The organism is Streptomyces sp. NPDC050504 (genome assembly GCF_044458065.1).
Lineage (GTDB): Bacteria > Actinomycetota > Actinomycetes > Streptomycetales > Streptomycetaceae > Streptomyces.
Window position 1 is genome coordinate 40,827 of sequence record NZ_JBITHO010000019.1, and the last position, 23,609, is coordinate 64,435.

At 70.6% G+C, this 23,609-nt stretch carries 28 protein-coding genes; 13 read left to right on the forward strand and 15 right to left on the reverse strand.

Features of this window, described 5'->3' with window-relative positions; all coding sequences use genetic code 11:
- Positions 1 to 130: 130 nt before the first annotated feature.
- The gene (locus ACIBNE_RS40275) at positions 131 to 904 is read right to left on the reverse strand and encodes an SDR family NAD(P)-dependent oxidoreductase (RefSeq protein ID WP_399280912.1); all 774 of its coding nucleotides are present in this window, start codon (positions 902 to 904) and stop codon (positions 131 to 133) included.
- A 9-nt stretch (positions 905 to 913) separates the two neighbouring features.
- Positions 914 to 1,249, reverse strand: coding sequence for a YnfA family protein (locus ACIBNE_RS40280; RefSeq protein WP_399280913.1), 336 nt, complete (start codon positions 1,247 to 1,249; stop codon positions 914 to 916).
- Positions 1,250 to 1,332: 83 nt separating this feature from the next.
- Here ACIBNE_RS40280 and ACIBNE_RS40285 point away from each other — a divergent pair, with 83 nt between their 5' ends.
- Positions 1,333 to 1,866 carry a hypothetical protein gene (locus tag ACIBNE_RS40285; protein WP_399280915.1) on the forward strand — a complete coding sequence of 178 codons (534 nt, stop codon included), beginning with the start codon at positions 1,333 to 1,335 and terminating at the stop codon, positions 1,864 to 1,866.
- Between the two features lie 49 nt (positions 1,867 to 1,915).
- Here ACIBNE_RS40285 and ACIBNE_RS40290 read toward each other — a convergent pair whose 3' ends face one another.
- The 9 genes from ACIBNE_RS40290 to hemL form a co-directional block, all read right to left on the reverse strand.
- The gene (locus tag ACIBNE_RS40290) at positions 1,916 to 2,689 is read right to left on the reverse strand and encodes a Mut7-C RNAse domain-containing protein (RefSeq protein ID WP_399280916.1); all 774 of its coding nucleotides are present in this window, start codon (positions 2,687 to 2,689) and stop codon (positions 1,916 to 1,918) included.
- A 213-nt stretch (positions 2,690 to 2,902) separates the two neighbouring features.
- Positions 2,903 to 3,430: an SRPBCC domain-containing protein gene (locus tag ACIBNE_RS40295; protein WP_399280918.1), complete on the reverse strand. Its 528-nt coding sequence runs from the start codon at positions 3,428 to 3,430 to the stop codon at positions 2,903 to 2,905.
- Positions 3,431 to 3,573: 143 nt separating this feature from the next.
- Positions 3,574 to 4,695 (reverse strand): c-type cytochrome biogenesis protein CcsB, encoded by a 1,122-nt coding sequence (gene ccsB / locus ACIBNE_RS40300; RefSeq protein WP_399280920.1) that lies wholly within the window; start codon positions 4,693 to 4,695, stop codon positions 3,574 to 3,576.
- Positions 4,692 to 6,479 (reverse strand): cytochrome c biogenesis protein ResB, encoded by a 1,788-nt coding sequence (locus ACIBNE_RS40305; protein ID WP_399280922.1) that lies wholly within the window; start codon positions 6,477 to 6,479, stop codon positions 4,692 to 4,694. Before ACIBNE_RS40305 ends, ccsB begins: the two co-directional genes overlap by 4 nt.
- 3 nt (positions 6,480 to 6,482) lie before the next feature.
- Positions 6,483 to 7,220, reverse strand: a complete 738-nt coding sequence (locus ACIBNE_RS40310; RefSeq protein WP_399280923.1) for a cytochrome c biogenesis CcdA family protein — start codon at positions 7,218 to 7,220, stop codon at positions 6,483 to 6,485.
- A 49-nt stretch (positions 7,221 to 7,269) separates the two neighbouring features.
- Positions 7,270 to 7,869: a TlpA family protein disulfide reductase gene (locus tag ACIBNE_RS40315; RefSeq protein ID WP_399280925.1), complete on the reverse strand. Its 600-nt coding sequence runs from the start codon at positions 7,867 to 7,869 to the stop codon at positions 7,270 to 7,272.
- 97 nt (positions 7,870 to 7,966) lie between these two features.
- On the reverse strand, positions 7,967 to 9,193 hold the full coding sequence (locus ACIBNE_RS40320) for a hypothetical protein (RefSeq protein ID WP_399280927.1): 1,227 nt from the start codon (positions 9,191 to 9,193) through the stop codon (positions 7,967 to 7,969).
- A gap of 137 nt (positions 9,194 to 9,330) precedes the next feature.
- On the reverse strand, positions 9,331 to 10,029 hold the full coding sequence (locus tag ACIBNE_RS40325; protein ID WP_399280929.1) for a histidine phosphatase family protein: 699 nt from the start codon (positions 10,027 to 10,029) through the stop codon (positions 9,331 to 9,333).
- Positions 10,026 to 11,348 (reverse strand): glutamate-1-semialdehyde 2,1-aminomutase, encoded by a 1,323-nt coding sequence (gene hemL, locus ACIBNE_RS40330; protein WP_399280931.1) that lies wholly within the window; start codon positions 11,346 to 11,348, stop codon positions 10,026 to 10,028. Before hemL ends, ACIBNE_RS40325 begins: the two co-directional genes overlap by 4 nt.
- A 127-nt stretch (positions 11,349 to 11,475) precedes the next feature.
- Between hemL and ACIBNE_RS40335 the strand changes: the two genes are divergently transcribed.
- Positions 11,476 to 12,045 carry a hypothetical protein gene (locus ACIBNE_RS40335; RefSeq protein ID WP_399280933.1) on the forward strand — a complete coding sequence of 190 codons (570 nt, stop codon included), beginning with the start codon at positions 11,476 to 11,478 and terminating at the stop codon, positions 12,043 to 12,045.
- Positions 12,046 to 12,238: 193 nt separating this feature from the next.
- The gene (locus ACIBNE_RS40340; RefSeq protein WP_399280935.1) at positions 12,239 to 13,102 is read left to right on the forward strand and encodes a DUF6597 domain-containing transcriptional factor; all 864 of its coding nucleotides are present in this window, start codon (positions 12,239 to 12,241) and stop codon (positions 13,100 to 13,102) included.
- Between the two features lie 4 nt (positions 13,103 to 13,106).
- Here ACIBNE_RS40340 and ACIBNE_RS40345 read toward each other — a convergent pair whose 3' ends face one another.
- Positions 13,107 to 13,541: a GNAT family N-acetyltransferase gene (locus ACIBNE_RS40345; protein WP_399280937.1), complete on the reverse strand. Its 435-nt coding sequence runs from the start codon at positions 13,539 to 13,541 to the stop codon at positions 13,107 to 13,109.
- Between the two features lie 74 nt (positions 13,542 to 13,615).
- On the opposite strand from ACIBNE_RS40345, the gene ACIBNE_RS40350 reads away from it, so the two are divergent.
- A complete protein-coding gene (locus ACIBNE_RS40350; RefSeq protein ID WP_399280939.1) occupies positions 13,616 to 14,398 on the forward strand; it encodes a metallophosphoesterase in 783 nt (260 codons plus the stop codon).
- A 174-nt stretch (positions 14,399 to 14,572) separates the two neighbouring features.
- Here ACIBNE_RS40350 and ACIBNE_RS40355 read toward each other — a convergent pair whose 3' ends face one another.
- Positions 14,573 to 15,076, reverse strand: a complete 504-nt coding sequence (locus tag ACIBNE_RS40355) for a PLD nuclease N-terminal domain-containing protein (protein WP_399280941.1) — start codon at positions 15,074 to 15,076, stop codon at positions 14,573 to 14,575.
- A gap of 98 nt (positions 15,077 to 15,174) precedes the next feature.
- Between ACIBNE_RS40355 and ACIBNE_RS40360 the strand changes: the two genes are divergently transcribed.
- From ACIBNE_RS40360 to mqnP, 3 genes are read left to right on the forward strand one after another with little or no spacing between them, the layout of a single operon-like run.
- On the forward strand, positions 15,175 to 16,626 hold the full coding sequence (locus ACIBNE_RS40360; protein WP_399280943.1) for a menaquinone biosynthesis decarboxylase: 1,452 nt from the start codon (positions 15,175 to 15,177) through the stop codon (positions 16,624 to 16,626).
- A complete protein-coding gene (locus ACIBNE_RS40365) occupies positions 16,623 to 17,090 on the forward strand; it encodes a hypothetical protein (RefSeq protein WP_399280945.1) in 468 nt (155 codons plus the stop codon). The genes ACIBNE_RS40360 and ACIBNE_RS40365 overlap by 4 nt, the downstream gene beginning before the upstream one ends.
- On the forward strand, positions 17,087 to 18,004 hold the full coding sequence (gene mqnP / locus ACIBNE_RS40370; protein WP_399280947.1) for a menaquinone biosynthesis prenyltransferase MqnP: 918 nt from the start codon (positions 17,087 to 17,089) through the stop codon (positions 18,002 to 18,004). The genes ACIBNE_RS40365 and mqnP overlap by 4 nt, the downstream gene beginning before the upstream one ends.
- Before the next feature lie 84 nt (positions 18,005 to 18,088).
- Here mqnP and ACIBNE_RS40375 read toward each other — a convergent pair whose 3' ends face one another.
- Entirely contained in the window at positions 18,089 to 19,225 is a 1,137-nt protein-coding gene (locus ACIBNE_RS40375; RefSeq protein ID WP_399280949.1) for a hypothetical protein, read from the reverse strand.
- Positions 19,226 to 19,376: 151 nt separating this feature from the next.
- Between ACIBNE_RS40375 and ACIBNE_RS40380 the strand changes: the two genes are divergently transcribed.
- The gene (locus ACIBNE_RS40380) at positions 19,377 to 20,054 is read left to right on the forward strand and encodes a UbiX family flavin prenyltransferase (protein ID WP_399280963.1); all 678 of its coding nucleotides are present in this window, start codon (positions 19,377 to 19,379) and stop codon (positions 20,052 to 20,054) included.
- A gap of 79 nt (positions 20,055 to 20,133) precedes the next feature.
- Here ACIBNE_RS40380 and ACIBNE_RS40385 read toward each other — a convergent pair whose 3' ends face one another.
- Positions 20,134 to 20,283: a hypothetical protein gene (locus tag ACIBNE_RS40385; protein ID WP_399280951.1), complete on the reverse strand. Its 150-nt coding sequence runs from the start codon at positions 20,281 to 20,283 to the stop codon at positions 20,134 to 20,136.
- A gap of 114 nt (positions 20,284 to 20,397) precedes the next feature.
- On the opposite strand from ACIBNE_RS40385, the gene ACIBNE_RS40390 reads away from it, so the two are divergent.
- From ACIBNE_RS40390 to ACIBNE_RS40410, 5 genes are all read left to right on the forward strand, one after another.
- Complete coding sequence (locus ACIBNE_RS40390; RefSeq protein WP_399280953.1) at positions 20,398 to 20,853, forward strand: Lrp/AsnC family transcriptional regulator; 456 nt, start codon at positions 20,398 to 20,400, stop codon at positions 20,851 to 20,853.
- A 53-nt stretch (positions 20,854 to 20,906) separates the two neighbouring features.
- A complete protein-coding gene (gene mqnE, locus ACIBNE_RS40395) occupies positions 20,907 to 22,070 on the forward strand; it encodes an aminofutalosine synthase MqnE (RefSeq protein WP_399280955.1) in 1,164 nt (387 codons plus the stop codon).
- A 13-nt stretch (positions 22,071 to 22,083) separates the two neighbouring features.
- Positions 22,084 to 22,608: a GNAT family N-acetyltransferase gene (locus ACIBNE_RS40400; RefSeq protein ID WP_399280957.1), complete on the forward strand. Its 525-nt coding sequence runs from the start codon at positions 22,084 to 22,086 to the stop codon at positions 22,606 to 22,608.
- A gap of 64 nt (positions 22,609 to 22,672) precedes the next feature.
- Entirely contained in the window at positions 22,673 to 22,969 is a 297-nt protein-coding gene (locus ACIBNE_RS40405; RefSeq protein ID WP_399280959.1) for a DUF4229 domain-containing protein, read from the forward strand.
- A gap of 365 nt (positions 22,970 to 23,334) precedes the next feature.
- Positions 23,335 to 23,609, forward strand: a 275-nt coding sequence (locus ACIBNE_RS40410) for a cation:dicarboxylate symporter family transporter (RefSeq protein ID WP_399280961.1), incomplete at its 3' end; no start/stop codon positions are given.

Consider the following 23,609-nt stretch of genomic DNA (forward strand, 5'->3'; position numbering starts at 1 on the left):
ATGGTCAGACCCTCGGCGGGGACCGCATATCCCTGCCGAGGGTCGCTCTGTGTGGTGCTTGTGTCGCGAGCGTAGGACCGTTTTTCGTGTGCCGAGTGGGTGATCGATCTTGTTCACCCGTACGGGTGGATCAGAGGTCGCGGTGGACCTTGGTGTTGGAGGCCTGGGCTCGGGGGCGTACTACCAGGAGGTCGATGTTGACGTGCGGGGGGCGGGTGACCGCCCAGGTGATGGTGTCCGCGACGTCGTCGGCCGTGAGGGGGTCGGGGACGCCCTCGTAGACCTTCGCGGCCTTCGCCTCGTCGCCGCCGAAGCGGGTGAGGGCGAACTCGTCGGTCTTGACCATGCCGGGGGCGATCTCGATGACGCGGACCGGGGTGCCGACGATCTCCAGGCGGAGGGTTTCGGCCAGGACGTGGGCGCCGTGCTTGGCGGCCACGTAGCCGCCGCCGTTCTCGTACGTGGCGTGTGCGGCCGTGGAGGAGACGATGACCACCGTGCCGTCGCCGGACGCCGTGAGGGCGGGGAGCAGGGCCTGGGTGAGGTTGAGGGTGCCGATGACGTTCGTCTCGTACATCCGGCGCCAGTCGGCGGGGTCGCCGGTCGCGACGGGGTCTGCGCCGAGTGCGCCGCCCGCGTTGTTGACGAGGAGGGCGAGGGAGCGGAAGGCCGTCGCGAACTCGTCCACCGCCGCGCGGTCGGTGACGTCGAGGGCGTACGCGGTGGCCTGGTGGCCCGCGGCGGTCAGTTCCGCTTCGAGCGCTTCGATGCGGTCCTTGCGGCGGGCCGTGAGGACGACGCGGTATCCGGCGGCGGCCAGGCGGCGGGCGGTGGCCGCGCCGATTCCGCTGCTGGCTCCGGTGACTACGGCGATGGGCTTGGCGGTGGTGGGTGTCGTCGGCATGGGGACAGGCTAGTCAGCCCGTGGTGCGTACATGATCACGGCCATGCCCGCCAGGCAGATCAGCGCGCCGACGACGTCCCAGCGGTCGGGGCGGTAGCCGTCGGCGACCGCGCCCCAGGCGATCGAGCCCGCGACGAAGACGCCGCCGTACGCGGCGAGGATGCGGCCGAACTCGGCGTCGGGCTGGAGCGTGGCGACGAAGCCGTACACGCCGAGCGCGACGACGCCCGCGCCGATCCAGAGCCACCCCTTGTGTTCGCGCACTCCTTGCCAGACGAGCCAGGCGCCGCCGATTTCGAAGAGGGCCGCGAGGAGGAAGAGGGCGGCGGAGCGGGTGATCGACATGGGGCAAGGGTGGCATGAAGCGGGCATGGCCCACGGGCATGTCCTAGCCGGGGATATATCGGGCTTATATGTATGTTTTGGACATGCGAATGTTGCGCAAGGGCATGGTCGTGTGCGGTGTGGCGGCGCTGGTGGCGGTGGCGGGCGGGGCCGGTGGAGCCGGTGCACAGGGGGTCCCGGGGGCGTCGGGGGCGTCAGGTGCGGTGGGTGTGGCGGGGCTCGGGAGTGCGGACCACGAGGCGGACCTCGCCCACCACGGGCACGTGTCGCTCTGGGACGGGCGCCTGTCGGTGTGGCTGGAAAGCGCCAACCACGGGCCGTCCGACGTGGCGGGCGCGGCGGTGCGGCTGCGGTTCTCGGTGCCGCTCGTCGCGGGGCAGGAGCTGCCGCCCGGCTGCCTGTGGTCGGGCAGCGAGGCGATGCTCTGCGGTACGGGCAAGCTGCGCGCCGCGGGGGCGGCGCGGCAGTTCGCGTTCGAGCTGCGGACGGTGGGGCGGCCGCACGAGGCGGTGGTGACGGTGGACACGCTGTGGAACGGCGGGGCGGTGGACCGGAACCGGGAGAACGATCGGCACCGGGTGCTGGTGCCGGCCACCGGGGACCGGTACGTGTTCTAGGGGCGTTGCCCGTGGGGGCCCTGGGGTTCGTGGGGGCTCGGGGGGCTCTTCACGCCGCCGTCTCGCCGAACTCCGTCAGCGCTCCCGTGACGATCTCCTCCAGGCGCTGGTGGTGCGCGCCGCGCCAGTAGACGCGCTCGCAGGCCGTGCACTGCGCGAACACGTCGTACGCGCGCTGCGTGCCCTGCTGGAGGCGGCCGCTCACGCTGTCCTTGTCGGCGCTCACCAGGTCTCCGTTGCAGGCGGTGCAGCGCGTCCAGGGCGCCAGGGTGAGGGAGGGGGCGAAGCGGTTGAGGACGTCGCGCAGCTGCTCGTCGGGGCGGTGGCTGTAGACGTACGCGCCCGCCCACAGTTCGCGGCGGTGCAGCAGGCCGCGGTCGCGGGAGAGCAGTACGCGCTGTTCGCGGGCGGAGAGGGCGGCGAGGGCCGGGTCGCCGATGTCCTCGCTCTCGTACGCGGCGTCGATGCCGAGGAGGCGCATGCGGCGCGCGAGGGTGCCGAGGTGGACGTCGAGGAGGAAGCGGAGCGGGGTGCCGTCGGGGTGCGGGACGCGGCCCGGGGTGCGCTGGGGGCGGGTGACGGCGGCGACGTGGACGGTCTCGCCTTCGGCGGGGACGTGCGAGGGGGGTACGGGGCGGCCGTCCACGCGGAGTTCGCCCGCTTCCGTGAGGGGGATGCCCAGGGACTCCACCACGTGTCCGAGGGTGGCCTTGCCGTCGGTGGTGAGGGGGGTGGGGGCGGTGGCCTCCGCGGTGCGGCGGGGGGCGGGGAGGAAGAGGTGGAGTTCGGGGGCGAAGGTGAGGTGGATCTTCGGTCCGGTCACGTTGGCAGGATGCCACTGGGGGGTGGGGGGTGGACAGGGGTTTTGCGTTGCCCCGGGCGCTGGCCTGCCGGGGGCGGGGTGGGGCGGGGTGGGGCGGGGTCTGGGGCGGGCCCGCTCGGGGTGGGTGGGTCGGTGCGGCGTGTGCCCCACTCTCGCGCAGTTCCCCGCGCCCCTGTCGGGGCTCCTGTACCCGGGGCGCCTGTACCGGGGCGGCTACACCTGGGGTGCTGGGCGGTGGGTGTATTCCTCGCGGAGCGTTCGCCAGCGGGCGGGGGTCCAGGTCGGCCAGTCCGTCGGGCGCAGGTCCAGCGCCTCCGTCAGGAGCTCGAAGTGGTCGTGCCAGCCCGCCAGGCAGTCCAGGCGGTACGCGTCGGGGCCCACGAACTCGTTGGTGAAGCGGAGCGTCGTGCGGGGCGTCGGGGTTCCGGACGGGGACTCCAGGTGGAAGCGGATCCTGCCGTGGACGGTCACGGTGTACTCCGCGACCCGTTCCGGGTCCCACGCCGAGACCTCGCCCGTGGCGACCGTCGGGTCGCCCTGCGCGTCGCCGTTGAGCCAGCGCAGCCCGACCCGGCCGCCGATGCGCGGCTGGAGCTCGTCCGCGGCGGCGAGCCAGCGGGGCAGGCCCGCGGGGGTGGCGACGGCCGCCCAGACCTCCGTCACGGGGTGGGGGAGGTCGAGGGTGAAGCGCAGGACGTGGGTCTCGCCGTGGCTGAGGCTGGTTCCGTGGGGGATCGTCATGGGTACAAGGCTGGCATTTCGCATGGGAAGGGGCACGTGGGACGCGCGCGGGGCGCCTCCCGGGAGCCGTTGCTCCGGAAGACGCCCCGCGTCCGTGTTCCCGTACCCGTACCCGTACCCGTACCCGTGTCCGTACCGCCGGGTCAGACTCCCGCGTACGAGTGCTTGCTGCTCACGAAGATGTTCACGCCGTAGTAGTTGAACAGCCAGCAGCCGAAGGCGATCAGGGCCAGGTAGGCGGCCTTGCGGCCCTTCCAGCCGGCCGTGGCGCGGGCGTGGAGGTAGGCGGCGTAGGCGACCCAGGTGATGAAGGACCAGACCTCCTTGGCGTCCCAGCCCCAGTAGCGGCCCCACGCGTCGCCCGCCCACACCGCGCCCGCGATGATCGTGAACGTCCACAGCGGGAAGACCATCGCGTTGACGCGGTAGGCGAACTTGTCGAGCGAGGCGGCCGAGGGCAGGCGCTCCAGGACCGAGCGGGCGAAGGCGCTGGGGGTGCCGCCCGCGGCGAGCTTGGTCTCGTAGCTGTCGCGGAAGAGGTAGAGGCCCGTCCCGACGGCGCCGAGGTAGAAGACGGCGCCGCAGAAGATGGCGGTGGAGACGTGGATCCACAGCCAGTACGAGTGGAGCGCGGGGACGAGCTGCGCGCTGTCGGTGTAGAGCCAGGTGGTGGCGATGCCGAGGTCGACCAGGACGGTCGCGACGAGCAGCAGGCCCATCCAGCGGACGTTCTTCTTCGCGGCGAGGAAGCCGAGGAAGGTGCCGACGGCGACGGCGGAGAAGGTGATGGAGAACTCGTACATGTTGCCCCAGGGCGCGCGCTGCACCGAGAGGGCGCGGGCGACGACGCCGCCCGCCTGGACGAGGAAGGCCAGGACCGTGAGGGAGATGGCGATGTGGCCGTAGAGGTCGCCCTGCTCGGTGCCGCCGGCCGCGCCGGGGCCGTCGGGGACGTCGCGGTGGCCGGAGGTGGAGCGGGTGACGACCGCGGGTGCGTCCCCGGTGGTCCCCGGGACGGTCTCCGGCTTCTCCAGTACGGCGGTGCCGCCGCCCTTCTTGGCGACCTGGATCTTGGGCGCCGTCGTGGCCGTCGCAGCCCCGGGGGTGAGCGCCGCGGCGGTGCGGGCCACCTTGGAGCGGCTGCCGAGGCTCCATTCGGCGATGTACGCGAGGAAGGCCAGGGTGTAGACGGCCATGGAGGAGTAGATCAGCACGTTGCTGATCTGGGCCAGGTCTTCGTTGGTCCCGGCTGCGAGGAGGTTCACTTCTCGGCCCCTTCGGCAGGAAGGTCGGTTGATTCGTCTCCGGCGTCGGGTGCGGCGTCGGGTGAGGCGTCGGCTCGGGTTCCTGTGTCGGCTCCGGCCTGTGCGTCGGCTTCCGGCTCGGGGTCGGCCGCTGTCGGCGCCTGTGCGTGGAGCGCGGCCGCGAGGCCGGCCAGTTCTTCGGGGAGCTTCGCGGACTCGCTGCGGCCGAGGCCGGCCATCTCGACGACGGTCGTGCCGTCGTCCGCGGCGGCCGCCCTGATCCAGACGCGGCGGCGCTGGATGAACAGCGATCCCGCGAGGCCCGCGATCGCGGCGATCGCCCCGGTCAGGGCCCAGCCGTCACCGGGCTGCCGGGTGATCTGGAAGGTGGCCCACTCGCGGAGCTCCTTCTCGTACGTGATGGAGCCCGCCCCGTTCGGGAGCTTCATCGTCTCGCCGGGCTCGAGCTGCTGCTTGAGCAGCTCGCCCTTCTCGTTCTTGAACTCCTTCATCTTGGACGTGTTCAGCTGGTACACGTTCTGCGGCAGTCCGGCGTCGACGCCGAGGGAGCCGTGGTACGCGCTGAGGGCCAGGATGGGGAAGTTGGCGGCGGGGAACTGGGAGAACATCTGGCCCTTCCCCGCGCCCGCGTAGGTGGGGACGAAGAAGGCGTTGAAGCCCAGCTGGTCCTTCTTGCCGTTCTTGTCGCTGTAGCCGTCCATCACCTTGATGGCGCCGGTGGAGGTGATGTTGTTGTCGATGGGCAGCATGGGGACGGCGGCCGAGTAGACGCGCTTGCCGCGGCCGTCCCTGACGGTGACCCGCGGGGCGTAGCCGTGGGCGTTGAGGTAGATCTTGGTGCCGTTGACGTTCAGCGGCTCGTTGACCTTGACGACGGCGTCCTTCTCCTTGCCGTCGACGCCCTCGGAGTAGCGGATGTGAGCCTCGAAGGTGCGCGCGGTGCCGCGCTGCGGCCCGCTCTCCTCGTACGTTCCCTTGAAGTCCTTGAGGCGGAAGTGGAACGGTTCGAGGTCGTCGGTGTCGAAGAGCGAGCCGGACTTGAAGTCGTCGTACTGGGTGAGCGTGTTGGCGAAGCCCCCGTCGCCTTCGAGCATCAGCTTGCCGCCCTCGGACTTGAAGAGCTGGCCCCAGGCGAAGGCGATGAGCATCACGATGAGCGCGAGGTGGAAGAGGAGGTTGCCGACCTCGCGGAGGTAGCCCTTCTCGGCGGCGACGGCGTCGCCGGAGAGGTGGGCGCGGAAGCGGCGCTTCTTGAGGAGGGCGAGCGCGGCGTCGCGGACCTCGTCGGCGGGGGCCCCGGTGCGCCAGGTGGTGTACGCGGGGAGGCGGGTGAGGCGGCTGGGGGCGGCCGGGGGGCGGCCGCGCAGCTGTCCGACGAACTGGAGGGTGCGCGGGACGATGCAGCCGATGAGGGAGACGAACAGCAGCAGGTAGATGGCGGAGAACCACACCGAGCTGTAGACGTCGAAGAGCTGGAGCCGCTCGTAGAGCGGGGCGAGGCCGGGGTTGGCCTGCTTCCAGGCCTGCACCTTGAACTCGTCGGCGCTGGTCTGCGGGAGCAGCGAGCCGGGGATGGCGCCCAGCGAGAGCATCAGCAGGAGCAGGAGCGCGACGCGCATGGAGGTGAGCTGGCGCCAGAACCAGCGGGCCCAGCCGATGATCCCGAGGGTGGGGCCGCCGACGGCGGTCTCCTCCTTGGGGGCGGTGGAGAGCTGGGCCCCGGCGGCGCCGAGGTCCTGTTCGCTCCGGTCCTTCGTGGTGTCAGTGGTGTCGGTCGTACCCATGAATCAGATTCCCACCGTGAAGCCGTCGGACCAGCCTTGCATGACCTGCATGATGTGGGCCCACGCGCCGGTCAGCAGCAGCAGGCCGGTGACGATCATCATGCCGCCGCCGATGCGCATCACCCAGGTGTAGTGGCGCTTGATCCAGCCGAACGCGCCGAGTGCCTTGCGGAAGGCGACGGCGGCGAGGACGAAGGGGACGCCGAGTCCGAGACAGTACGCGACGGTCAGTATGGCGCCCCGGCCGGCGCTGCCCTGCTGGAAGGCGAGGGACTGGACGGCGGCGAGGGTCGGGCCCAGGCAGGGGGTCCAGCCGATGCCGAAGAGCGCGCCGAGCAGGGGGGCGCCGAGGAGTCCCGTGACGGGCTTCTTGTGGAAGCGGAACTCGCGCTGGGTGAGCCAGGGCATGAGGCCCATGAAGAAGAGGCCCATGAGCACCATGAGGACGCCGAGGACCTTGTTGAGCACCGACTGGTACTCCATGAGGGTCTGGCCGAAGAAGCCGAAGAGCGCGCCCATGGAGACGAAGACGGCGGTGAAGCCGAGGACGAAGAGCGCGGCGCCGGTCGCCATGCGGCCGCGCCTGGCGTCGGCGAGGTCGGTGCCGCTGACCCCGGTGACGTAGCTGAGGTAGCCGGGGACGAGGGGCAGGACGCAGGGGGAGAAGAAGGAGACGAGCCCGGCGAGGATCGCGATGGGCGCGGCGAGGAGCAGCGCGCCGCTGGTGACGGTCTCGGTCATGCGGTCACCGCTTCGCGGGGGGCGGTCTCGGTGGTGCCGGTCATGCCGCTCACTTCTCCGCGATCAGGGGGTCGATCATCTTGCGGAGGTTGTCCTCGCTCGCGGCGCCCATGATGCGGGCGGCGATCTTCCCGTCCCGGTCGATGACGAGGGTGGAGGGGATGACCTGGAGGTTGAGCGTGCCCTTGGGGAAGCGGAGCAGGAGCTTGCCCGCGGGGTCGTGGAGGCTGGGGTAGGTCACCCCGTAGTCCTCTTCGAACTTGATCGCGGGCAGCTTCTCGGCGTCGCGGGTGTTGATGCCGATGAATTCGACGCCCTTGGGCTTGGTGGCCTTGGCGACGGCCGTGAGGTTCTTGGCCTCGGCGCGGCAGGGGGTGCACCAGGAGCCCCAGACGTTGAGGACGACGATCTTGCCCTTGTAGTCGTCGGTGTTGAGCTGCTTGCCTTCGAGGGTCTCGCCGTCGAGGGTCGGGGCGTCCTTGCGGTCGCCCTTGTCGACGGTGGAGATGCCGCTCTTGCCGGTGACGAAGTTGGTGTCGCCGCCCCCTGAGGGGTTGTCGTTGGTGCATGCCGACAGGGTCAGGGCGGCCAGCGCGGCTCCTGCGGAGAGCGCGGCGAGGCGGCGGCGGGGGGCGCGGCTAAGGCTCATGTGAAAAGTTTCGCATGGGGGTTCGGGGGATCTTCCGCGCCCCCCTACGTGCCCGTAAAGACCCTTGTCAAGAGGGTCTAAGCGGGCGTGAACGGATCTAGACGGTCTTCAGGAAGGTGTTCCAGCCGCCCGCGGGTGCCTGTCCGACCTCCAGGGTGCGGAGCTTGTCGAGGATCTTGGGGTCCTGTACGTCGAGCCAGTCGACGTACTGCTTGAAGGAGACGAGGCGCACGTCCTTCTTGTCGGCCATGCCTTTGAGCGCCTCTTCGACGGCGTCCATGTAGATGCCGCCGTTCCACTGTTCGAAGTGGTTTCCGATGTAGAAGGGCGCGCGGTTGCCCTCGTGGGCGCGCTTGAATCCGGCGAGGTACGACTCGGTGGCCTGCTTGCGCCAGCCGGGATAGCGCGACGGCATTCCCTTGGTGGAATTCTTCGACTGGTTGGCGAGGATGTTGTAGTCCATCGAGAGGACTTCGAAGGAATGTCCGGGGAAGGGGATGGCCTGGAGCGGGAGGTCCCAGATCCCCTGCTTCTTCTCGGGCCACACCTGGCGGCCGCCGGGCGAGGAGGCGTCGTAGCGCCAGCCGAGCTTCTTGGCGGTGGGCAGCAGGTTGTCCTGGCCGAGCAGGCAGGGGGTGCGGCCGCCGACGAGTTCCTTGCGGTAGTCGAAGGGCAGCGGTTCCTCGTCGGTCCAGCCGGTGTTGGTCTTCCATTCGGTGACGAACTTCACGGCCTGGTCGATCTCGTCCTGCCACTGGGCGGGCGTCCACTTCTCGACGGAGCCGGAGCCGGCGCAGAAGTGCCCGTTGAAGTGGGTGCCGATCTCGTGCCCGTCGAGCCACGCCTGGCGGACGTACTTCAGGGTGTCCTTGACGTGGGCGTCGGAGAGGTAGCCGATGTCGGAGGCGCCGACGCGGTTGTTCGGCGGGCGGTAGAGGGACTTCTTCGATTCGGGCAGGAGGTAGATGCCGGAGAGGAAGAAGGTCATCGCGGCGTCGTGGTTCTTCGCGAGTTCCAGGAAGCGCGGGAAGAGGCCGTTGCCGACCTCGCCCGCGCCGTCCCAGGAGAAGATCACGAATTGCGGCGGGGTCTGTCCCGGCTCCAGCGGGACGGGCTTGGGGGGCTGGTGCGGCTGCTTTCCGGTGTCGGAGGTCGAGCCGTCGCCGATCGGCCTGCCCGCTTTCTTCGCGGGGTGGTTGCCGCCCTTGTCCGGGCCCGCGCTGCCCTTCTTGTCGTCGCCGTTCGAACCGCAGCCCGCGATCGTGAGTGCGGCCGCCGCTCCGATTCCGGCTCCCAGCAGTTCCCTTCGGCTGATGTCTTGCATGAAAGAACCGATCCCATCCGTGTCGCCGTCCCCGTGCACCCGTACAAACAGGCAACGAGTCAGATGCGACGGCGAGCACGGAGGTTCCGGCAATTCGCTCGACTTTGCAAAAGCGACAAGGGGCTTTTTGGGAAGCTTTAAGCTCCGAACGCCTTCGCCTTGCCCTTCACCGGCTTCGCGCCCGCGAGGAGGTGCGCGGGCACCAGGTCGCGCGCGGGCTCGGTGTAGCCGACCGAGACGATGCGGTCGCCGCGGTAGGTGAAGGTGGTCAGCGAGGCGAGCGTGCACTGCCGCTTGCGCGGGTCGTGCCAGAGCCTGCGCCGCTCGACGAAGCTGCGCACGATCCAGATCGGCAGTTGGTGGCTGACGCAGACCGCCTCGTGGCCGCGGGCCGCGTCGCGGGCCGCGTTGAGCGCGCCCATCATCCGTACGACCTGGTCGACGTAGGGCTCGCCCCAGGACGGGCGGAACGGGTTCGTCAGGTGCTTCCAGTTGGCGGGCTTGCGCAGTGCGCCGTCGCCGACGCCGAAGGTCTTGCCCTCGAAGACGTTGCCCGCCTCGATGAGCCGCTGGTCGGTCGCCAGGTCCAGGCTGTGGGCCTTGGCGATCGGGGTCGCGGTCTCCTGGGCGCGCTCCAGCGGGGAGGCGACGACGTGAGTGATGTCGCGGCCCTCCAGCGACTCGGCGACCCGCTCGGCCATCTGCCGGCCGAGGTCGGAGAGGTGGTAGCCGGGGCGGCGGCCGTAGAGGACGCCCTCGGGGTTGTGCACCTCGCCGTGGCGCATCAGGTGGACGACGGTCAGTTCGTCGCTGGTGTTGTTGACGCTGTTGTTCATGCGGTGGCCTCCGCGGCGGCTCGGGCTGCCGCGGGGAGCGCGGCCGCGATGCGCTCGATCGCGCGCTCGTCGTGGGTGGTGGAGACGAACCAGGACTCGAACGCCGAGGGCGGCAGGTAGACGCCCTGGGACAGCATCGAGTGGAAGAAGGCGTTGAAGCGGAACGCCTCCTGCTTCTTCGCGTCGTCGAAGTTCCGCACCTCGTCGGCGGTGAAGAAGACGGAGAACATGTTGGACGCGGTCTGGAGCCGGTGCGCCACGCCCTCCTTGGCGAGCGCGCCCGTCACCAGCGCCTGGATCTCGGCGGAGACCGCGTCGACCTTCGCGTACGCCGCGTCGTCGAGCAGCCGCAGCTGGGCGAGGCCCGCGGCGGTGGCGATCGGGTTCCCTGACAGGGTGCCCGCCTGGTAGACGGGGCCCGCGGGGGCGAGGTGGCCCATCACGTCGGCGCGGCCGCCGAAGGCCGCGGCCGGGAAGCCGCCGCCCATGACCTTGCCGAAGGTCAGCAGGTCGGGGGCGACGCCGTCGACGCCGTACCAGCCGGCCTTCGAGGTGCGGAAGCCCGTCATGACCTCGTCGGAGATGTAGAGCGCGCCGTGCTCGGCGCAGGCCGCCTTCAGTCCGGCGTTGAAGCCCTCGCGGGGCGGGACGACGCCCATGTTGCCCGGCGACGCCTCGGTGATCACACAGGCGATCTCGCCGGGGAAGCGCCGGAACGCCTCGTGCACGGCGTCGATGTCGTTGTACGGGAGGACGATCGTGTCGCCCGCCTGCGCGCCGGTCACGCCCGGCGTGTCCGGCAGGCCGAAGGTGACGACCCCGGAGCCGGCGGCGGCGAGGAGCGCGTCGACGTGGCCGTGGTAGCACCCGGCGAACTTGATGACCTTGGCGCGGCCGGTGAAGCCGCGCGCGAGACGGATCGCGGACATGGTCGCCTCGGTGCCGGAGGAGACCAGGCGGACCTGCTCGACCGGGGCGACGCGGGCCACGATCTCCTCGGCGAGCGCGACCTCGCCCTCGCCCGGCGTGCCGAAGGAGGTGCCCTTGGCGACGGCCTCCTGGATGGCGGCGACGACCTCGGGGTGCGCGTGCCCGAGGATCATCGGGCCCCAGGAGCACACCAGGTCGACATACTCGCGGCCGTCGGCGTCGGTGAGGTACGGACCGGTGCCGGACACCATGAAACGGGGCGTACCGCCCACGGCGCGGAACGCGCGGACCGGGGAGTTCACGCCGCCGGGCGTCACGAGGGACGCGCGGTCGAAGAGACTCTGCGAAACTGGGGCGTCGAATTCGTACGGATAGCTCACACAAGCCATGGTGTCAGAGGACCGGACGGAGTTGCGGACAGGTGTTTCACCGCATCTCCGCGGGGGAGGTCACTGACACGATGATCGGGTCGCGCGGCGGTCGCTGTGCCACCCAAAAGCAGTCGGGTGGAAGATTATGCATCGCGGTGGCGGACTGGGTGAGGGGACCGACGGCCTGGGTCCCGAGCCCGCCAGGAGGGGTCGGCACCGGCGCAAGGCGGAGAGCGCACGGGCTGAGAGCGCGCGCGCTGAGAGCAGGAGTGGCCGGGTGGGGGTGACCTACAAGTACTTCGGCGCCCCGGACGGCGCGACCGCCGCGAGAGTCCCGATCTCCATGCGCCCCGAGGAACTGGGCGGCGACGAGCTCGGCATGGGCGGCATGTTCACCAAGATCAAGCCGGAGACCGTGGCGGCGATGGTCCTCACCGGCATCCAGGGCATACCCCTGCACAAGGTGCCCCCCCTGGAACTGGTCGTCCTCCACCCCGACTACGCGGTGGTCAAACTCCCCATGACCGTCGTCGACCCGCTGCGCGGCATCGGCGAGGAATCGGTCGGCGCGGCGGCGTTCATCTGGTCCACGGTCCCCGACCGTGGCGGGCCGCGCGACGCCTTCAACGTGTACCAGCTGCTGCACGAGTGGCAGCAGTTCAGCGAGCGGCTGCACGAGAACGGACACCAGCCGTACTGCCTGGTGTGGCCCTGAGCCGCCGGGGCCCCGTACCTCGGACCCGTTCCGGCTTCGAGTCGCCGCGTGTCCGCTCCGCGGCGAACTGCCCCTTCCCGCCTTCCCCTTGAGGTCCGTCTGCGCCTTGAGGCCCGCCTGCCCCTTGAAGCCCGCGCGCCGGGCGGCGAGCGCCAGGAGCGGCGGCTCCCCCCGCCCGTTCTAGGCTGGCCGGATGAGCGCAGGCAGTGGTCCGAGGCGGGACACCCGGGGCATCGTGGAGGCCGGGGAACTCTTCGCACGCGTGCGCTTCAGGCGCCGCAGGCCCGCCGCCGCGCTGCGCCCGTACCTGGAGCACTACTGGCTCATCGACTGGGACCTCGCGGAGCCGTACGCCTCCCACGTCGTCCCGCACCCGAGCGTCAACGTCGTCTTCCAGCGGTACGGGGACGAGGCGCCGTGGGGCGAGGTCGCGGGGGTCGGGCTCGAACTCTTCACGCAGAAGCTGGAGGGGACCGGGCGGGTCTGCGGGGTGCAGTTCAGGCCGGGCGGGTTCAGGCCCTTCGCGCCGGGGCGGCCGGTCTCGGAGCTGACGGGGCGGCGGGTGCCGCTGGACGAGGTCTTCCCGGGTGCGGGTACGGATACGGGTACGGGAGGCGCTTCCGTCCCCGGACCCGCATCCGTCGTCGCGCCCGACGCGGAGGACGCCAGGGTCGCGGCGCTCGACGCGTACCTGCTGGGCCTGGGCCCCGCCGACGACCCGGCCGCGCTGGACGCGATGGCCCTGGTGGAGCGGGTGCGCGGGGACCGCGCGATCCGGCGCGTCGCCGACTTCGCGCGCGCCGAGGGCGTGTCGGTACGGGCGTTGCAGCGGCTCTTCGCGGGGTACGTGGGGGTCAGCCCGAAGTGGGTGATCCTGCGGTACCGCATCCACGAGGCGCTGGAGCGCGCCGGGGCCGGGGGCGCGGCGGTGGAGTGGGCGCACCTCGCGGCCGAGCTGGGGTACAGCGACCAGGCGCACCTGGTGCGGGACTTCACCGCGACGGTGGGCGTCCCGCCGACGGCGTACGCCCAGGGCGCGGCGGCGTCCGGCGGGTGATCCGTCAGGCGAGGGGCTTGTCGAAGTTGAACGCCACGATCGGCATGCCCTCGCGGAAGTAGAAGCGGTGGGCGTCCGTGCGGTGCGTGCCGGAGTCCAGGTTGAGGTGGTGGCAGCCGGCCGCGCGGGCGTGCTCCTCCAGGTGCCCGATGAGCGCCTTGCCGACGCCGGTCGAGCGGGCGTGGGCCGCGGTCACCAGGTCGTCCACGTACAGCTTCTTGACCTGGGCGGTGTTGTGGACGATGCGCCAGCCGGTCGCGCCGACGCAGGCGCCGTCGCCGTCGCGGTACGCGGCGGTGAAGCGCAGTCCCTGCGGGTGGCCGAGGGCGTGGATCTCCTGGAACAGCTCGTCGGTGAGGTGCGGGCGCAGTTCGCGCAGGACGGGCAGGAGGTCGGCGAGGAGGCGGGGGTCGCCCGGCTCCAGATCGATGATCTTCATGGCGGGACGGTACCGCAGCCCAGGATTAATGGTTAGAGTCCACTTATCCATTAGCCCGGAGAAGGGGGCCGCTCGTGCTGCTCGCGCACATCAGTGATCTGCACATCGGGGGGACGGAGGAGGCGTCGCAGCGGGTCGAGCGGGTGGTGGCGTACCTCGACGCGCTGCCGGGGCAGCCCGACGCGGTGCTGGTCACGGGGGACGTCGCGGACCACGGGGAGCCCGCGGAGTACGAGGAGGCGGCGGTGCTGCTGGGCGGGCTGCGGGCGCCGGTGTTCCCCTGCCCGGGTAACCACGACGTGCGCGACGCGTACCGGTCCTCGTTCCTGGCGCCGCTGCTCGGGGAGGAGGCGGGGGCCGAGACGGGGGCGTGGGCCGGGGCCGGGGCGCCGGTCAATCGGCTGCACCGGGCCGGCGGGTACGCCTTCCTGATGTGCGACTCGTCCGTTCCCGGGGAGGACGCGGGGCGGCTGGGCGAGGGGACGCTCGGGTGGGTGGCGCGGACGCTGGACTCGCTGGGCGAGGTGCCCGCGGTCGTGGCGTTCCACCATCCGCCGGTGCCGGTGCACCATCCGTACCTGGACGCCACGAACCTACTGGACGCGGCGGCGTTGGCGGAGGTGCTGGAGGGGCGGGAGAACGTGGTGGCGGTGCTCACGGGGCACGCGCACACGGCGATGGCGTCGGCGTTCGCGGGGCGGCCCGTGGTGGGGGCGCCGGGCGTGGTGTCGACGCTGCGGCTGCCGTGGGAGGCGGGGGAGGGGCTCACCGACCGGGGTGCGGGCGTGCCGTGGGTGGCGTTCCACGTGCTCGGCGAGGGCGGGAACGTGACGTCCCACTTCCGCGCGGTGCGGTGAGGGGGCGCCGAGGGATTGCGCCCGCGCGGCGGAGCCGCACGTCGGCACAGCCCCGCGCCCCCAAGGGGGCGCGGGGAACTGCGCGAGAGTGGGGCAGACGCCGCGCATGCCCACCCCGCCGCAGGCGAAACGCCCGCCCCGGGTGACGGGACCCCTACCGGCCCCCGCCCTCTTCTACTGGCCCCCGCCCTCTTCGCGGCGCTTCAGTTCCTCTTCGCGGCGGCGCAGGTCCGCCTCCCACGCCGAGAGCTTCTCCCGGTCCGGCCCGCCCTCGTCCGTGGCCTCGTCCCCGTCCCCGGCCCCTGCCTCGGGCGACGCCCCTGCCTCGGGCGACGCCCCGTCCCGCTTCCCGGACGCCGAAGGCGTCCCGGGCGTCCCGGGCGTTCCCAGCGACTTCAGGAACTCCGGGTTGTCGTCCGGTGCCACCCACCCCCCGCGCCCCCGCGAGCCGCGGCCGCCCAGGCCGGGCCCCGACCCCCCGGCCCCGCCCCGCGCCGCCGTGCGGTCCTTGCCGACCACCAGCCAGGAGATGGAGCCCACCAGGGGGAAGAGGAGCACGAGGATCGCCCAGACCGGCTTGGGGATGTAGCGGATCTCCTTCTCGTCCGTGGTGATGCAGTCGATGAACGCGTAGACGCTGAGCGCCAGCGGCAGCAGAATCAGCAGCACCCGGAGCATGGACGTGTCCCCCTGAGAGTGGAGATCGGAGCCGACGGGGCACCGGATGGGCGGCCCCGTTGAAGTCCAAGGGTATCGAGTAGCCGATACTGGGACGCATGGCTTATGACGATCTTCGCTCCCTGCTCCGGGCCCTGGAGCGCGAGGGCGATCTCAAGCGCATCAAGGCCGAGGTCGACCCCCACCTGGAGGTCGGCGAGATCGTCGACCGGGTCCAGAAGGCCGGCGGCCCCGCCCTGCTCTTCGAGAACGTCAAGGGCTCCTCGATGCCCCTGGCGATGAACGTCTTCGGCACGGACCGGCGCCTCCTCAAGGCACTCGGCCTCACCTCGTACGACGAGATCGGCGACCAGATCTCCGGGCTGCTCAAGCCCGAGCTGCCGCAGGGCTTCGTCGGGGTCCGCGAGGCCTTCGGGAAGCTCGCCAACATGACCCACGTACCGCCGAAGAAGGTCAAGGACGCGCCCTGCCAGGAGGTCGTGCTCAGCGGCGACGACGTCGACCTCGACGCGCTGCCCGCGCTGTTCACCTGGCCCGAGGACGGCGGCTCCTTCTTCAACCTGGGGCTCACCCACACCAAGCACCCCGAGACCGGGATCCGCAACCTCGGCCTCTACCGGCTCCAGCGCCACGACAAGCGCACCATTGGCATGCACTGGCAGATCCACAAGGACAGCCGCAACCACTACCAGGTCGCCGCCAAGCGCGGCGAGAAGCTGCCGGTCGCGATCGCCTTCGGCGCGCCGCCCGCCGTGACGTACGCCTCGACCGCGCCGCTGCCCGGCGACATCGACGAATACCTGTTCGCCGGGTACGTACAGGGCAAGCGCGTCGAGATGGTCGACTGCAAGACCGTTCCGCTCCAGGTCCCGGCGCAGTCGGAGGTCGTCCTCGAAGGGTGGCTGGAGCCCGGACGGATGCTGCCCGAGGGTCCCTTCGGCGACCACACCGGGTTCTACACGCCGCAGGAGGACTTCCCCGCGCTCACCATCGACACGGTCACGATGCGCCGCCGCCCGCTGCTCCAGTCCATCGTCGTCGGCCGCCCGCCGACCGAGGACGGGCCGCTGGGCCGGGCCACCGAGCGGTTCTTCCTGCCGCTCCTGAAGATCATCGTGCCGGACATCGTGGACTACCACCTGCCCGAGTCGGGCGGTTTCCACAACTGCGTCATCGTGTCGATCGACAAGAAGTACCCCAAGCACGCGCAGAAGGTGATGCACGCGATCTGGGGCGCGCACATGCTGTCGCTGGAGAAGCTGATCGTGGTCGTCGACGCCGACTGCGACGTGCGCAACTACCACGAGGTGTCCTGGCGGGCGCTGGGCAACGTCGACTACAGCAGGGACCTGACCGTCGTGGAAGGCCCGGTCGACCACCTCGACCACGCCTCCTACCAGCAGTTCTGGGGCGGCAAGGCCGGCATCGACGCGACGAAGAAGCTGCCCGAGGAGGGCTACGTCAGGGACGGGGGCTGGCCGAACATGGTCGAGTCCGACCCGGCGACGGCGGCGAAGGTCGACCGCCGTTGGAAGGAGTACGGCCTGTGAGCCCCATCGCGGTGGGCGGTCCTTCGCTGTTCGTCGGCGAGGAGACGTACGTCGCCCTGGTGCGCCCCGCGCTCGACCCCGCCGACCCCGGCGTCGTCCGCGCCGCCGCACAGGCGGGCGTGAGCGTCGAGGAGTTCGTCGGTCCCGGCGACGTGTGGAGCGTGCTGTACGAGGTCGAGGACGGCGGCGGCGACGGCTTCGAGCTGCCGGGCCTGACCGACGCCGAGGCCGAGGACTTCGCGGCGCGCCTGGCCATGGTGCTGAAGTCCGGCGAGGCGTACGCGATCGAGGCCGGTGACGTGCTGGTGCTCGACGCCCGCCCCGCGGGGGACGCCTGGACCTTCACGGCCCGGGTCGCCCCGCCCGAGGGCCAGGACGGCGAGCCCTGCACGCTGGAGCTGGGCCCGCTGGCCGCCGCCGGGCTCCTCGCCGACCTCGACGCGTTCCGCGGGAGCCTGGCATGACCACCGCGGACGGGGTGATCCAGGGCCCCACGCCGAGCCCGGACGGCAAGGTCAAGGCCTTCCTGCGGCTCGTGATGATCGAGCACTCCGTCTTCGCGCTGCCCTTCGCGTACATCGCGGCCCTGACCGCGATGTTCCAGCTGGACAGGAACATCCACTGGGGGCGGCTGCTGCTGGTGACCGTCGCCATGGTGGGCCTGCGGACCTTCGCGATGGCCTGCAACCGCATCATCGACCGCGAGATCGACGCCCGTAACCCGCGCACCGCCCAGCGCGAGCTGGTGACCGGCGCGGTGTCGGTGAGGTCGGCGTGGACCGGGGCGCTCGTCGCGCTGGTCTTCTTCCTGGGCGCGGCCGCCCTGCTCAACCCGCTGTGCCTGGCGCTCGCGCCGGTCGCGGTGGTGCCGATGGTGGTCTATCCGTACGGGAAGCGGTTCACCGACTTCCCGCAGGCGATCCTCGGCCTCGCGCAGTCGATAGGGCCCGTCGGCGCCTGGCTCGCGGTGACCGGCGAGTGGTCCTGGGACGCGGCGATCCTGGGCGCGGCGATCGGCATCTGGATCGGCGGCTTCGACCTGATCTACGCCTGCCAGGACGTGGAGGCCGACCGGGGCGAGGGCGTGCGCTCGGTTCCGGCGCGCTTCGGCGTCCCGGCCGCCATCCGGGGCGCGCGCGGCTGCCACGCGGTGACGATGGCACTGCTGGTCTGGTACGCGCTGGCCACCGACGCGGGCGCCTTCTTCTGGCTTGGCCTGGTGATCGTCGCGGGCGCCTTCCTGTACGAGCACTCGATCGTGCGGCCGCACGACCTGTCCCGGCTGAACCGGGCGTTCTTCAGCGTCAACGGCTTCATCGGCATCGCGCTGTTCGGCTGCGCGCTGCTCGACCTGCTGGTGCGCGGCCTGACGCTCTGACGCCGGGCGGTACGCGAAGAGGGCGGTACGCGAAGAGGGCGGCACCCCGGCCCGGGGTGCCGCCCTCCTTCACGTACGTACGGCTCAGGCGCCCAGGTCGCTGTCGTCGAAGCCGCTCTCGTCCATGCCCTCGGCGCCGCCGGCGCCGCCCATCATGAACGCGACCGCGCCCATGATGTCCTGCGGCTGGAGCTTCGTGGCGTCGGCGGGGGCCTCGACCTTGTCGGCGTCCGACTTGATCTCGATGACCAGCGGGAGCTTCACGCCGCCCGTGCTGTTCTTCTCGTCGAACTGCGAGAGGTCCAGGCTCAACTTGGCGACCTGGCCCTTCTTGACGTGCACGTCGATGGCGATGTCCTTGGCCGGGGCCTTGGACGGGTCGGCCTTGTTCAGCTCCTTCAGCTCCGGAATCTTGCTCTCCAGCGGCTTCAGGGCCTTGACCAGGTCCTTGGCGGTCTTCTGCGCCGGGACGGTCACGGTGACGACGTCGGCGCCGTCCTCGGAGCCGGAGTCCTTGGCCTCGGCGTTGTCGCCGATCGCCTTGGAGACCGCGTCGATGAACTCCTTCTGGGTCTTGGCGTCCAGCGAGGAGGTCGGCAGACCGGCCTCGGCGCCCAGGTCGGCGCCCTGCGACTTGGCGAACTCCTCGAAGGACTTCAGGTCGATCTCGACCCACTTGCCCTCGATGGCCGCCTTGACCGAGGCGAGCGAGGAGGGCAGCTCGGCGGAGTTGATGCCGTTCAGCATCTCGTCGATGTCCTTCTTCGCGCCCGCGTCGGGGGACACGGAGTCGACCAGCGTGCCGACGCCCTTGAGGTCGGCGCGCAGGTAGGTCTTCTCCCCGATGGAGCGCACCTCAAGCAGGCCGTCGCTGTCCTTCTTGCCGATGCTGAAGGAGGCGGAGACCTTGGAGTCCTTCAGGTTCTCGGAGGTCACCTCCGACAGCGGCTTGTCGGCGCTGGCGGCGATGGATATCCGCAGGTCGGTGACGAGCTGCGCCTGCGCGAGCGTGGCGTCCTTGTCGTCCTTCCGCATCAGCTTCAGCAGGTCTTCGGGCTTGGCGCCGAAGCCGACGGCGGCCGAGACGGCCTTCTCGTCCTTGAGCCGGTCGAAGGCCTTCTGGACCTTCATGCCCGCGGTGAGCTTCTCGGTCGGGTTGCAGCCGACGGTGCCCGCCGTGATCAGCGCGACGGTGCCGGCGGCGGCGAGGGCCTTCTTCATGCTGTTGATGAGAACTCCAGAGACAAGACGGGAACGTGAGGTTCCGGAAGTTTTAAACCCATAAAATTTACCTAAGCTTACCGAAGAGCCGTGGTCGGCCAAGTTCCTTTTGTGGTGTCGCTATAGGCTCCACTGCGTGGAGTTGGGCAACGTGCACAGTCAGCAGCGGCGAACGCCTTGGATTGTCGGGGTATCAGGCGCTTCGGGTACCCCATACGCAGCCGCGGTGCTGCGCGGCCTGCTCGCCGCGGGCGAGAGCGTGGACCTGGTGGTCTCCCGGGCGTCGCGGCTCACGCTGCTCGACGAGACGGGCATCTCCTACCGGGACGCCCACTGGGAGAGCGACCTGCGGAGCTGGCTGGCGCGGGGCGCGGACGGCAAGCCGGACACGTTCGGCGGAGCGGCCGTGGACGTTTCTCGCGTACGGCACTGGAGCGCGGGCGACCTCGCGGCGGGACCCTCTTCGGGCTCGTACCCGGTGAAGGGGATGCTGATCGTGCCGGCCTCGACGGCGTGCGTGGCGGGGGTGGCGCTCGGGCTCTCGAAGGACCTGCTCCAGCGCGCCGCGAGCGTGACGCTCAAGGAGCGGCGCAGGCTGGTGGTGGCGGTGCGTGAGACACCGCTGAACGGGCAGACCCTGAAGCATCTGGTGGCGCTGGACGAGGCGGGCGCCGTGGTGCTGCCCGCCTCTCCGGCGTTCTACGCGGGTGCGACGCACATCCAGGACCTGGTGGACTTCGTCGCCGGGCGGGTGCTGGACGCGGCGGGTGTGCCGCACCGCTTGTACCGCCGGTGGGAGGGAGAGCTGGGTGGCTCTCGGGGCGAATAGGGCTCGGGCCCCTCGCGGGGCGGAGCGGTGCGCCGGACTCCCGGGGTTCCGTGGACCCCGTGGACCCCGGCGCCCGGGGTCAGCGCTTCTTGGCCGCGCGTCGGGGGCGGGTCGCCTTGTCGACGCGCAGGGCGGCGGCGGGCTGGTGGGCACGCGAGCGGTTGGCCAGCTCCTGCAGCGAGCGCATGTGGGCGTAGGCCATCTCGATCGAGTACACGGTGAAGCTCATCTCCTGAAAGATCGTCTTTGATCGACTGAAAGATTCACAGGGTGTCGCCCCTGTGTGCCTTAGATTCTACACTTAAACTCGCGTGATCGCTGGACAATGGAAGGCATCAGACCTATGGACGCCGTGGATAGGCAGCTCATCCAGGCCCTTCGCGAGAACGGCAGGGCCTCGTACGCCGAGCTCGGCCGCCTCGTCGGGCTCTCCGGACCCTCCGTGACCGACCGCATCAACCGGCTGGAGGCGGCCGGTGTGATCACCGGCTACCGCGCCACGGTCGACGCGGCCTCGCTCGGCCTCGGGGTCACCGCGCTCATCGGCATCTCGCTCTCCGACGCCGCCGACCACGAGGACGTGGCGCGCAGGCTGCGCGACCTCGCCGAGATCGAGGACTGCTGGTTCATCGCGGGCGAGGACTCTTTCATGCTCAAGGTGCGCGTCGGGGACGTGGACGGCCTGGAGAAGACGATCAGGCGGCTCAGCGGGACCAAGGGCGTCTCCCGCACCCGTACGACGATCGTGCTCTCCACGAAGTGGGAGAACCGGGTCGGGGAACTTCCCGAAGAGAGCTAGGCGTACGGTGGGTGGGGCCTGATTGACGCAGATGTATGGGAGGCGGCCGTCGTATGGACGCGGGACTCAAGCGCGAGCTGGAGCAGAAGGTCCGGGCCGGTGAGCGGCTGAGCCGCGAGGACGGGATCGCCCTCTACGAGTCGGACGACCTGGCCTGGCTGGGCGGCCTCGCCCACGAGGTCCGCACGCGCAAGAACGGCGACGTCGTCCACTTCAACGTCAACCGCCACCTCAACATGACGAACGTGTGCACCGCGTCGTGCGCCTACTGCTCGTTCCAGCGCAAGCCGGGCGAGAAGGACGCGTACACCATGCGCATCGAGGAGGCCGTCCGCCTCGCCAAGGCGATGGAGAACGAGAACCTCACCGAGCTGCACATCGTCAACGGGCTCCACCCCAACCTGCCCTGGCGCTACTACCCGCGCTCGCTCTCCGAGCTGAAGAAGGCCCTGCCGAACGTCTCGCTGAAGGCGTTCACGGCCACCGAGATCCACCACTTCGAGACCATCTCCGGGATGTCGGCCTCCGACATCCTCGACGAGCTGATCGAGGCCGGCCTGGAATCGCTGACCGGCGGCGGCGCCGAGATCTTCGACTGGGAGGTCCGCCAGCACATCGTGGACCACCGCACCCACTGGGAGGACTGGTCGCGGATCCACCGGCTGGCGCACGAGAAGGGCCTCAAGACCCCGTGCACCATGCTGTACGGGCACATCGAGGAGCCCCGCCACCGCGTCGACCACGTGCTGCGGCTGCGCGAGCTCCAGGACGAGACGAACGGCTTCCAGGTCTTCATCCCGCTGCGCTACCAGCACGACTTCGTGGACATGCAGGACGGCAAGGTCCGCAACAAGCTCCAGGCGCGCACCACGATGGCGACCGGTGCCGAGGCCCTGAAGACCTTCGCGGTCTCCCGCCTCCTCTTCGACAACGTCCCGCACGTCAAGGTCTTCTGGGTGATGCACGGCGTGCAGACCGCCCAGCTCGCCCTCCAGCACGGCGCCGACGACATGGACGGCTCGGTCGTCGAGTACAAGATCACGCACGACGCCGACAACTACGGCACGCCCAACAAGCTGGGCCGCGAGGACCTGCTCGACCTGATCCGCGACGCGGGCTTCCGCCCCGTCGAGCGCAACACCCGCTACGAGATCATCCGCGAGTACGAGGGCCCGGACCCGCAGCGCCGCGAGTCCCCCCAGGCGATGCGCGTCTGACGCCCGCCGCCCGATGACCCTGACCTTCGAGCTCGACCCGGCCGTGGACCCCGCCCTGCGCGACGGGGTCCTCGCCCTGTGGGCCGACGTCACCAACGCGGGCGGCGCGGTCGGCTTCGTGCCGCCCGTGACGGCCGACGAGGTCCGCCCCGAGCTGGTCGGGCACCTCGTCGCGATGGCCGAGGGCCGGATGCGGCTGCTGGTCGGCCGCGCGCCGGACGGCTCCGTCGCGGCCACCGCGTTCCTCGCGCACAACGGGCACCGGCTGATGGCCCACTGGATCTGGGCCTACACGGTCATGGTCCACCCCCGCCACCAGGGCCGGGGGCACGGGCGCGCGCTGATGGCCGCCGTCGAGTCCGCCGCCCGCGGCTTCGAGGGCGTCGAGGCGATCCGCCTCACCTGCCGCGGCGGCCTCGACCTGGAGCGGTTCTACGCCTCCTGCGGCTACAAGGAGGTCGGACGGGTGCCCGGCGCGATCCGGGTGGCCGAGGGCGACGACCGGGACGACGTCGTGATGCTGCTCCCCCTGAATTGATCCAAAACCGGACGTGCTTCACTGTTCGGGAAGGCCCGTTCGTACGAGAGAGAAGGCGAGAGCCGTGTCCCTAGCCAAGCCGGGCGCAACGATCCGGTACACCGCCCTGCGTCTGGGCATCTTCGTCGGCTGCCTCGTCGTCGCCGCGACGCTGGTCCACTTCGGGCTGCTGCCCTCCGGGATGAACGGGTCCAACCCCGTCTGGATCGTCCTGCTGGCGCTGGTGCTCTCCGCGCCGATCAGCTTCGTGGTGCTGCGCAAGCAGCGCGACGACATGTCCGAGCAGATCGTGAACAAGGTCGACAGGGCGAAGGACCGCCTCGCCGCGAACCGCACGCGCGAGGACGGCGTGACGCAGTGACCGCCGCGTAAGGTACCTCACACTCCACGGACCCCAGTACCGGAGCCACCCGCTCCAGTACTGGGGTTCCGGCGTTCTCGCGGGTCGCGCGGGGCCCCGTACCCAAAGAAAAGCTTTGGGAGTCTCAAAGTTCAAGTGTTAACGTGTTCGACATGAAGTCAGCAGTGCGCATCCCCGACACCGCGAGCGTGAACACCCCGCTCGTGGAGCGCCTGCACGTCGATCTCTGCCGCTGTATGTCCGCGGTCTGTTGCCGCCAGGTCTGATCCCGGCATCATGCAGCGGCGCGCCTCTTGAGCACACGGGCGCCGCGCACCCACGTCCCCGTATCTCCGTCCCCGATACGCCACATCTGGAGTGTGTCCGTGTCCGCGAACTCCGCGACCCCCGCCCCCGCGCCTTCCCGGCGCATACCCAGCGTCCCCTTCTGGGCCCAGATCGTCGCCGGTCTCGTGCTCGGCGTGGTGCTGGGCTGGATCACCCGCGAGTACGACGTCAAGTGGCTCTACACCACCCTTGACCAGGTCGGCAGCATCTTCGTCCAACTCCTGAAGCTGGCGGTCGCCCCGCTCGTCTTCTTCGCGATCCTGGTGTCGATCACCAACCTCCGCAAGGTCAACAACGCCGCGCGGCTCGCCTC